This is a genomic window from Hymenobacter lapidarius (assembly GCF_001816145.1).
In the GTDB taxonomy this organism is placed as follows: domain Bacteria; phylum Bacteroidota; class Bacteroidia; order Cytophagales; family Hymenobacteraceae; genus Hymenobacter; species Hymenobacter lapidarius.
This window is the reverse complement of record NZ_MDZB01000159.1, coordinates 1-9,743: the sequence shown is the minus strand read 5'-3', so window position 1 is coordinate 9,743 and position 9,743 is coordinate 1. Positions and strand designations below refer to the sequence as shown.

12 protein-coding genes and 1 pseudogene are annotated in these 9,743 nt (G+C 57.4%); 7 read left to right on the top strand and 6 right to left on the bottom strand.

What is annotated here, in order from left to right; translation table 11 throughout:
• Positions 1–344, top strand: a 344-nt coding sequence (locus BEN47_RS21605) for a hypothetical protein (protein WP_158011101.1), incomplete at its 5' end; no start/stop codon positions are given.
• A gap of 28 nt (positions 345–372) precedes the next feature.
• On the top strand, positions 373–588 hold the full coding sequence (locus BEN47_RS18400; RefSeq protein ID WP_070730561.1) for a hypothetical protein: 216 nt from the start codon (positions 373–375) through the stop codon (positions 586–588).
• Between the two features lie 170 nt (positions 589–758).
• Here BEN47_RS18400 and BEN47_RS18395 read toward each other — a convergent pair whose 3' ends face one another.
• On the bottom strand, positions 759–1,424 hold the full coding sequence (locus BEN47_RS18395) for an NHL repeat-containing protein (RefSeq protein WP_070730559.1): 666 nt from the start codon (positions 1,422–1,424) through the stop codon (positions 759–761).
• Between the two features lie 170 nt (positions 1,425–1,594).
• On the opposite strand from BEN47_RS18395, the gene BEN47_RS18390 reads away from it, so the two are divergent.
• Together BEN47_RS18390 and BEN47_RS18385 are read left to right on the top strand one after the other, a co-directional pair.
• The gene (locus BEN47_RS18390; protein WP_070730558.1) at positions 1,595–2,092 is read left to right on the top strand and encodes a hypothetical protein; all 498 of its coding nucleotides are present in this window, start codon (positions 1,595–1,597) and stop codon (positions 2,090–2,092) included.
• 155 nt (positions 2,093–2,247) lie between these two features.
• Positions 2,248–2,748, top strand: a complete 501-nt coding sequence (locus tag BEN47_RS18385) for an SMI1/KNR4 family protein (protein WP_070730557.1) — start codon at positions 2,248–2,250, stop codon at positions 2,746–2,748.
• 383 nt (positions 2,749–3,131) lie between these two features.
• Here BEN47_RS18385 and BEN47_RS21165 read toward each other — a convergent pair.
• The 4 genes and pseudogenes from BEN47_RS21165 to BEN47_RS18360 form a co-directional block, all read right to left on the bottom strand.
• A pseudogene (locus BEN47_RS21165) lies at positions 3,132–3,856 on the bottom strand (IS5 family transposase); the annotation flags it as partial.
• Positions 3,857–3,925: 69 nt separating this feature from the next.
• A complete protein-coding gene (locus tag BEN47_RS18370) occupies positions 3,926–4,888 on the bottom strand; it encodes a hypothetical protein (protein ID WP_125921805.1) in 963 nt (320 codons plus the stop codon).
• 146 nt (positions 4,889–5,034) lie between these two features.
• Entirely contained in the window at positions 5,035–5,814 is a 780-nt protein-coding gene (locus BEN47_RS18365) for a hypothetical protein (protein ID WP_204378347.1), read from the bottom strand.
• Positions 5,815–6,191: 377 nt separating this feature from the next.
• The gene (locus tag BEN47_RS18360; protein WP_125921803.1) at positions 6,192–6,770 is read right to left on the bottom strand and encodes a hypothetical protein; all 579 of its coding nucleotides are present in this window, start codon (positions 6,768–6,770) and stop codon (positions 6,192–6,194) included.
• Positions 6,771–6,973: 203 nt separating this feature from the next.
• Between BEN47_RS18360 and BEN47_RS18355 the strand changes: the two genes are divergently transcribed.
• The 3 genes from BEN47_RS18355 to BEN47_RS18345 all read left to right on the top strand — a co-directional run bounded on the left by BEN47_RS18355 (position 6,974) and on the right by BEN47_RS18345 (position 9,337).
• Positions 6,974–8,098, top strand: a complete 1,125-nt coding sequence (locus tag BEN47_RS18355; RefSeq protein WP_239691660.1) for a DmpA family aminopeptidase — start codon at positions 6,974–6,976, stop codon at positions 8,096–8,098.
• 450 nt (positions 8,099–8,548) lie between these two features.
• Entirely contained in the window at positions 8,549–8,884 is a 336-nt protein-coding gene (locus BEN47_RS18350; protein WP_070730541.1) for a type II toxin-antitoxin system RelE/ParE family toxin, read from the top strand.
• A gap of 99 nt (positions 8,885–8,983) precedes the next feature.
• Positions 8,984–9,337 carry a helix-turn-helix transcriptional regulator gene (locus BEN47_RS18345; protein WP_239691659.1) on the top strand — a complete coding sequence of 118 codons (354 nt, stop codon included), beginning with the start codon at positions 8,984–8,986 and terminating at the stop codon, positions 9,335–9,337.
• A 181-nt stretch (positions 9,338–9,518) separates the two neighbouring features.
• Here BEN47_RS18345 and BEN47_RS18340 read toward each other — a convergent pair.
• On the bottom strand, positions 9,519–9,743 hold a 225-nt coding region (locus BEN47_RS18340), incomplete at its 5' end, for a hypothetical protein (protein ID WP_204378346.1).

Below are 9,743 nucleotides of genomic sequence, written 5' to 3'. Positions count from 1 at the left end.
CCGCTCATCCCGCCGCCCAGGTCGTTAAGACCCATGAGGAAGCGCAGCTCGTCTTTGCCAAAGCCGCCCGCGAGGTAGCCAAGGAGCTAGAGGCAAACGGCCAGGGCTTAGCCAGTGGCCGCTTGCGCGAGGTGGCCAAATTTGTAGAGCGCAGCCCGGCCATTGTTGGCGGCAACGCGGAAAACTTTAAGAAGGCGATGGATGCCGCCGAGAAGGTGCCCAGCCTGAGCGGGAACAAGTTCATGGACGAGCTGCGTAGTTCATCCAAAGTGCTCGAAATGTCGCCCCCTGGTCAGGAGCGCAGCGGCCCGAGCATCGGCCGCAACGGCGGCATTGAGCGATAAACCCTCATTTTAATACACCCACCTTCCCATGGAAAACGACGAGCTGACATTCCTAGAGGAGCAACTAGCCGGTACGGAGCTGCTGGCTTGCGCGACGTGCAACGAGGACACCCTACACGCCCACGCCGAAGTTTTGGAGGTGTACCCGCTGGCCACCGAGTTACAGATGCAGTGTACTTGCTGCCAAACCGAACGGACGTGGCTGGACTGGACGCCGGCCAAGCGCCAGGCACGGCAGAACTAAAATGGGGTCCTCTCAGAAAACGGAAAATATAGCACGTTAAGGCTCAGGAAACGACCTTTGAAGCCGTGATTTTACGTGTTGTAATCCACGTTTCCAGTATGTAAAAGGGGCTACATCTCATTTAACCCACCGTTTTGCTAAACTGGGCATCGGCCAGCTGGCGGCCAGGGCTAGAGCAGGTACAGGCCATCGTGTAAGCGGACCACTTCCCGGCCTAGGCACCGGCGGTACTCCCACACCGGCTGGTCAAATGCGCGGTAGGTGCCGCAGGCCAGTGTGCGCGTGTCCACCACCGCCACGCGCTGGTGGCCCATGTCGCTGACGAACAGGTACGCGCCGTCGTACACCACCACGTCCTCGGGGTGGTCGAACTCGCCCGGGACCAACTCTTCGCTGCCGCCTACTACGCCCAGGGGCCGGCCGTCTTGGGCATAGCCGGCTACGCGGTGCATCGCCGGGTCGGCGACCCACAGGTGCTCGTCCCCGTCGACGGCCAAGGCGTAGAGGCCCATGCCCGGGTCCACGGAGGCGGGCAGCACCCGGACGATGGACCCCTCCGGCGTAAACTCACGGACCACGTTTTCGTGGAAGTGGCACCGCAGGCTGTGGCCCGAGGGCAGAAACGCCACGGCTTCCCCGTCCTGGTACGGGCCTACAAGGCCCCGGTACTTGGCTGCATTGTAGGCGGCGGCAGAGATGCTGGCCTGCTCCACGAGGTTATGGTGGAAGTATGCCGCCACGCTACCCGCGGGTCCGGGCCGCAGCGTTCGGTAAAAGAGCCCTTCTGAGGTGCTCACCACGTCGTAGGCATCCAGTTCAGCAGCGAGTTTGGTCAAGACGGCAGGGTGCGTAGCAAATGCACAAAATACGCTCCTTCAACTGAACACAGTGCGTTTACCTTGCCACCGTTTCGCTGAACACCAATCCATTTGGTCCTATTGTCCCCTAGCTTTGTCGAAGAGGGCATTGCACGGCTTGGGCCAAGCACTTCCCCTTTCATTTCACCATGAAACTTGTCTTGCTGCTCGTGTTGCTTCTCGTCGGGTCCACGTGGCCGGTTCGGGCGCAGCAGGCCCCGGCGTTGGAGGCGGCTCCCGCCAAGCGAACCGACCCGCCCCGTAGTGCCGCCGTTGGGGCCGCCGTTGGGGCCGCCGTTGGGGCCGCCGTTGCCGCGCGGGCCGACACCATTGCCGCCGTCCGGGTGCTGTTCACCTCACGTCGCACTGGCGCGGACGTGCTCACCGTGGCGGGGGCCACAGCGGCCGTGCTCTTTGTCCGCGTTGCCGTTGGACTGCAGCAGTGGGGACGGGCCGGAAACGCGTACGTGGTGCCGACGATTCTGGGAGCAGCCCTCATCGGCGGAGTGCCGGCGTTGCTGACCGCCGGCAAACGCAAGCGCTTTTCGCAGCAGCGGGAACAAGTAGTCATCGCGGCCTATGGCCAAGGCGGGGCACTGCCCGGTTACGTTTCCCAGCAATTAAGCAAGCGTCATTTTGCCAAGTAGCTGCAGCTGATAAATAAGGCTCCTTTCATCAAACGGCGCGCGTTTACCTTGGGACCGTTTCAGTAAACCAAAATGAGGCATTTCTATGCTGGTAAATAAGGCCGGCAGAAGAGGATAGCTTTGCTGAAGCACTTTTTACCTTCTCCTATCAATACATGGACGAGCCCGATGACCTGTTATGGGCCAAGCAGCACTGGCAACAAGCCGGGACGATTGCCCTACAAATAGCTTCCGAAGCCGAAATAGCTCGTTTTGCCATGGCGCATCGGGTTCAACTGCCCGCTGATTTGGTCCGCTACTTTGCCCTCGTCAATGGCACCGGCGGGGAGTACGACGAGCCTTTTTTTTGCTTTAACAGTCTGGCAGAAGTGCAGTCCGTCGCTGAGCGGTTTCATGACTACCATGGGGTACCTAAGTACAGCGACTTGCTACACATGTGGCCGGAGCACCAGCAGTTTTATGTGTTTGCCGACCACATGATTCACCTTTTTGCCTATGCCATCCGTTTGGATACATTTTCTGCCTCCACTAATCCCGTGTTCGTGCTCTGCGGAGGCAAGTACCAGCCGATAGCGGAAAGTTTTACGGAGTTTCTTGCCCTTTACAAGCGGGATTCAGCCGTGCTGTACATGGGCGATGAGGAGTTCGAAGAGTAAATCAGTTCGCTCCTTTTCGTGAACGCCTGACAACTGCATGGCACCAGGTGCCAGTGGGCCGCTGCAGGGCCAGGGGAGTTTAGGAAACTCGTCTACGATTCAAAGTTTACAAAACGTGCTGAGAGGATGAGTTTCGTAAACTCGAAAACACGCACTTTCTGGCCCTAGGTAAACAGGATTGGTGGGCAGTCGTGGGCGGGTGTTTTTCCCACTGGTTCCTGGGAATGGTCCCTTTATATAATCTAACTTCCCGGACAACTCCCGGAATCGCACCGGTTTCGGCTTTCCTTCGGGGCGCGGCCGGCGTAATACTTTTCCGGTTTGGGGCGTTATTGCAAAGGCTCATTCACTGAGCATCCGATGCTAGAGCGTGAGGACAATTATCACCTGAGCCAATCGAGGGCGGCCGCGACATGCCAAAAAGCGAGAAAGGAGACGACGGTTTTGTCGTAGCGGGTGGCCAGTCGGCGGCACTGCTTCATGCGGCCAAAAAAGCGCTCAATTTTGTTGCGGTCCCGGTAGTATTCTTCGTCCAGCGGGAGCGGCTCGGTGCGGTTGGGACGACTGGGGATGACGACGGCAATGCCCTTTTCGGCGCAGTAAGCCCGGTTGGCATCGCTGTCGTAGCTCGTGTCGGCAATGACCATGCGCGTGCTTAAGCCTTCGAGCAAGCCCAGCGCCTGCGGGCAATCGCCGGCCTGCCCGGCGGTGGCCACCAGGCGCACGGCGTTGCCCAGCGCGTCGGTGCAGGCGGGGATTTTGGTGCTCATTCCACCCCGGCTGCGGCCCAGGCATTCGGTTTCGGGGTCGCTTTTTTTTGGCCTGCCGAATGCTGGTGGGCGCGCAGCACGGTTGAATCGAGCATGACCCAGTCCAGTTCTGGTGCTTTGAGGGCCTCGAACACCGCTTCCCACTTCTTTTTTTGGGCCAGCCGGCGGAAGCGGCGGCAGACGGTGTTCGACTTGCCAAACCGCTCGGGCAGGTCGGCCCACGCCGCGCCGGTGCGCAGGAGCCACACCACGGCGTTGAAAAACAACCGATTATCGCGGGCGGTCACGCCGCAATCCGTCGCTTTGCCCGAGAGCAACGGCGCGACCAACGCCCATTGGCGGTCTGTGACTTCGTGACGATGCATCTAGCGTATCCTGATTTAGCGAAAGGTAATTGTCCTCACGCTCTAGTTAACCACGCCAAAACGTGCGTGCGCAAAATCCAGCACCACGATGTTTTCCAAGAAGAAAACGTTTCCTGTGAGGGCGTCAACCCGCTCACTTTTGTTAAAATCAAGGTGGCGCTGGCTACGGGTAAACCACGCCTTGGACTTGGGCAGCCGAACTTTCCCCAAATAGGCCTCGTGTTGCATCGGTGCCCCATAAAACGGCACTTTTTCGCCCCACGAATTCACTTTCAAGGTGTCCACTACTGCGCCCGGAAGCACCAGTTGCTGCCAGGTAGCATAGTCCGTGCTGAGGGGAAACAAGCTGGCCCCGGTGTCAAACAGGGCCCAATAGACGCGGTGGTTGACCGTAATCGGAATGCTGAACCGGCTGTCTTTCACCCGGCCCGCCACGAACGTCGTCCGGGCCCGCCAGTAGGCGTCCACCGAATCCAGCACGCACATGCGCTGCTGCGGGTAGTCGATGACCAGCACCTTGCGGTCCAAAAAATCGGCCCCAATCGTGCCGACGGGCTTTGGGGAAGGAGAGCGCAATGAGTCCAGCGGGACCGGTTCGCCCTGCCGAGTCATCAGTCGAGGAAAGGAGATAACGGCTCCTCCAAAGGCAAACGGCAAGCCGTGGGTCGCATAATGCACGTAGCCGGCATCAGTGGTTCCCCGCTGGGTTGTATCCACCTGCGCATAGAGTTGTTTCCGAGACGCAAAATAGTTTTTGATGGCGTCTTCGTACAGAAAGGTCGTGCCGCTTCCTAAGTCAAACTGCGTGACCAGATTGCCGGGCAAATCATTGATTTTAACCGGGACGAGGATGGCCACCTTGTCAAAGGGCTTGCCGGCAATCATCGTCCGATACCAAGTGAAGGAGAACCACGGATAGCGGGTCGCCGAGAGGGGGACGTTTCGCGGTGTGGAACAGGCAGTAAGCAGGAAAACGAGGAGTAATAACCGGTAGGTTAAATTCATGAGGCAATGTATCGCGGTAGATAAGTCTATCAAGGGGGCGTAAACATCGTCAATTGTTCCGTTTACATCCTGCAGACGACCGTCTCTTAAACGTTAAGTGTCACGATATTGATTTGACAACCAGTAAATTAACACATTTACGAGTTTTAATCAGCCGCTGATAATTGATAATTGGGTAGCGAAAATGGTTTGACAGGATGCTCTACACTCTCCGCTACTAGCTTGAAAATAAGATGGGTGCCGTTTATGGTGCGATAGTCCAGCTGCACAAACCCGTGGGCGGGATGGTGCCAGAGGTCTAAGGAAGAGTTGCCCACCGGGCTGCTTGCGTGGGCGCGGACCCGCCAGCATGGTAGTAAACCCAGCGGCGTGCGCAGCTCTTGTTGCCCGACCACTTGGTACTGGCTGCGCATCTGGATATTCCCCTGCCACGTGGCCCACTGCGGGTTCCCCCATTGCTCGCCTACGGTCAAATCCCATGTCCACCGATGGCCGAGCTTGGCCGGTAATTGGATGTACGGGAAAGGGCTCAGCTCCAAAACAGCGTAGGCCCCCTGCCGGGGAGGGTGGAGCCACAAGAGTGAATCGTGCTCGATGACGCCCGAAAAATTATGTGGCGCGGCGTGGGCATCGTAGCTGTACCCGAGCTTCGTCTGCCGCGTAAGGAGCGCGAATTGGGCGGTACGGAACGTATCGACGCCCATATCTAAATCGGGACCAAAGCTGGTGAGCACCACGGTGTCCAGCTGTGCTTGCTGGCGACCCAGAGCAACCTGCGCTACTTGATAAGTCAGCTTTCGGCCTTCTCTAAAGGCTTTGGCGGGGATAGGAACCTGTACCGGTTGCTCTTGACAAGCCATCAGGAGAGAAACTCCCCCAAGCAGCAAGCAGCGAGGAATAAGGCAGGACCAATGGTAGAGAGACAAAACGCAGGGCATCTAGAGTGCAAGTAAAAACCCCTAGTCAGGGTAAAGTGCCATACTGGGAGTGCCCCGCACAGAGAGGTCAAACCTACCACTTTTCCGGGGTCGGCACTATAACTAGGATTATGTTAAGGGATAAAACTCAGAAAGGCACCGGAGTAATTGCACTTCCCCACTGCCCCTAAAATCCTGTTTGTTCCGGCCCGGGAAAGCACCTGGTGGCGAGTTTACGAAACTCATCCCTTCGGAGCATTTCGTAAACTTTGATTCGTAGACGGGTTTCTTAAACTCCCCCGGCCCTGCAGGGGCCCAATGGCACCTGGTGCCGGGCAGCTGCTGGCCGTTCACGGAAAGGAGCATTATCACGAACTGAGCTAAGGCTAGGGTTCCATGTAGAACGCCCCTCGGCTGTCGAACACGACGTAGAGCCGTTGCTCAGCCGGTGCCCACACGTAGAGATAGGCCCCACCCGCGCCGTCCGTGTAGGTGGCGTACGCATTGCCGGAGTGGCCCAGGTACTCGTGGCGCGCAAATCGCCGGCTGCCGGGCCATCGCTCCAAAGCTGGGGACGTGGCCAGGCTCCGCGCTAGGGCGTGGACCGCTCCACCGGTCGGCCGCCACCCCAGGCTGTCTTTTCCCAAAACCGACCGGGCCGGTCCGGGGAACCGCAGGCGCGGCAGTGGGTTGCCCGCGCCCAGCGCCGCGTGCACCGGGGCCGTGGGCGTGTAGGCCCACAGCTCGTGGGTTTCCATTAGGTCGAAGCCCAGCACGTTGTGCGACTCGACCACGCGCAGGCGCAGGCCCGGTTGACGGAAGAAGGCCGCGCCGGCGCTCTCGTCTAGGGGCCGGTCGAACGCCCAGGCCCCATCAAGCGCCACGACCGCTCCGGCTGCTGCGGCAAGGAGCAGCAGAAGAGCAATGCCTAAACGTCGGAACCAGAACATGAGCGAAGGAGTCACAGAAAAGCGAGGAGCCAAACTTACGTTCACGAAAACGGTGGCGAGGTAAACGTGCTACGTTCAATTGAAGGAGCAATTTTTTTACAAAAACTGCGGAATCAAACAACCACGACCTCCTTTCTGGTGTCAGTTGCCGGTACAATTACCGAACCACGGTGCCGATGATGGGAACGCCTCTCCACTTTTTATGCCTGCTTTTTTTGGTGCCCGCCCTGGCCGTTGGGCAGAAACCCCGGGCACGGGACCTGGGCATTCCTTTTAGCGGGACCCCGGGCCCGTTCAACGCCATCACCGACGTCAAAGGCGTGGAGGTGGGCTACAGCACCCTTATCTCCGGGCAAGGAAAAAACGTTCGGGGAACAGGGCCCGTCAGAACCGGGGTCACCGCCGTTTTGCCGCGGGGCAGGAACAACAACCCGGTGTTTGCCAACTGGTACGCGCTCAACGGCAACGGCGAAATGACGGGCACCACCTGGGTGACCGAGTCGGGTTTTTTGGAAACGCCCATCATGTTGACCAACACCAACAGCGTCGGGGTGGTGCGGGACGCCGTAACGAAGTGGTTCATCAAAACCGGCTGGCACAAGGAGGAGTTTTGGTTTGCCTACCCCGTGGTGGCCGAAACCTACGACGGGTTCCTAAACGACATTTACGGCTTTCACGTGAAGGAAGCCCACGCGTACGAGGCCCTGAACACCGCCACGACCGGCCCCCTGCGGGAAGGCAACGTGGGCGGCGGGACGGGCATGATGTGCCTGGGCTTCAAAGGGGGCACCGGCACGTCTTCGCGGGTGGTCCAGGTGGGGGACTCCACGTACACGGTCGGCGTGTTGGTGCAATCCAACTTCGGCAAACGAAGAAATTTCACCATCGCCGGCGTGCCCGTCGGCCAGGAGTTGCGGGACACCTTGGCGTACGATTTCAAAGCCGCTCCTTCGTACCGGCAGGAGGGCGACGGGTCCATCATTGTGGTGGTGGCCACCGACGCCCCCGTGCTGCCGCACCAACTCAAACGTATTGCGGCCCGGGTTCCCATCGGCATGGGCTTGGTCGGCGGCCGGGGGGAAAACGGCTCCGGCGACCTCTTCCTTGCCTTTTCCACCGCCAACCCAACGGCCTTCCAGCGAACGAGTTTTGTCAAGGTGGAGCAGTTGCCCAACGACCTGATGGACCCCTTGTTTGACGCCACCGTCCAAGGCGTGGAAGAAGCCATCATCAACGCGATGGTGGCCGCCGAAACGTTGGAAGGCATCAACGGCAACAAAGTGCACAAGCTTCCCCAGAGCGCCGTGCTTAAAATCCTGAGAAAATACAAGCGGATAAAGTAACGGTAATCAAGTGGTTGTTGGAAGCAAAAGCAGTGTATTGATTACTGCAGCCCTGTTCAGGAAAACGGTGAATTTTGCCGACGTGACCTTCCAGGCCAACTGAAGCGCTCGGCTAACCTAGCGCGTCTGGCGAAAATGTAGTAGCCGTCGCTCAGGTCCGAGGGCCTTCGTACCAAGCCGCAATTGGGATAGGGATAACTGGTTTATATAGGAACTCTGTCAAGTAATTAGCGAGGCTTGTTATGTAAAAAATAGCCTTATAAATCAGTTACTTATATCACGTTGTTGTATCATGTGTAACCTTATAGGTGGACTTTTCGATTAAAGCTGTATATTTGTAATGTCCTAGTGGCCACTAGACTTACACCCTGCCTTTTATCTCATCACTTATCCCTTTTCTCATGGATGTCTCACAGAATTTAACCGCGCCTCAAATAATACCACCACCCAATGAAAAAGCAGATAGAAGTAGCTCTAACAGATGAAGCAGACGAGTTTGTAGAACACCTACCTCCCGCCGTCCGAAAGAAAATCGCAACGGCCTTTGAAAAAACCCAAGCCGGTCATCACGGCGATTGGTTTAAGAAATTGTCCAGCACGGAAGACTTGTGGGAATTCCGCATCGATGGCCCGAATCATACCTACCGCCTGTTTGCCTTTTGGGACAGCCGGGGTGAAACGGAAACCCTCGTTGTCTGCACCCACGGCTTGGACAAGAAAACGCAAAAAACGCCTAAGGCAGATATTGCCAAAGCGGAGCGTATTCGCCGAGCTTATTTTAGCTAAGTGAGAAGGGGGCGGCACTACACGCCCATCTCATTGCCACATTACCGTCACATCAATCGTAGCCTTACCTCGCATGGAGGTAATTTTGAAGCAAACACAATGACAAAACACACCGCTGACAATATGGGAGGTAGCGGCCCAGCGAAATCCCCGATTCGCGTCACTAAATACCGGGACCTGAAAGACAAGTACGTCGGCGCCCCTGGCACGGCCGAACGTGAACAGTTTGAGTTTGAGTTAAGCCTGGAGCTGATTCCTTTGAAGATTAAGGAATACCGCAAACAGCAGAACTTAACCCAAACCGAACTTGGCGCACTCATTGGAGTGCAGAAGACCCAGATATCCAAACTGGAGACAAACGCGGTGAATGTAACCCTCGACACATTGCTTAAGGTCTTCGGGGCCCTGCACACCAAAATTAAGCTCAGCTTCGAACCCGAAGCGGCCCACTAAAGAAGCCTCAGCCCCAACGGTCGGGGCTTTTTTATGCTTTTACGCAGGCCGCAGAGCACGGTGTTCTTACCTCAGAAGCATAATGGTGGCCTACCAATAGGTCCTTCCCACTTATAACTACGACTTTACATCGCCTAGGTATTCGCATGGGGAAAGTTCACTGATACGGTCCGAAAGGCATTCACTTTCCCGGTTCTGGGCTTGCAGCTTCGATTTCCTCCACCGTAAAGCCGTAAGCCTCGGCCGCTTTTGCGGCCGTGAACATGCCCAGTTCTACTGTGCTACGAGCCGAGGCTAGCCGATGCTGCCGGTCGGTTTCAGCATCCACGGTAAATTCACCGTGCATGGCCTCCGTCAATTCATCCTGCATCGGCCCCCGTCGGCGCTGTTTCATATCGGAAGGTAA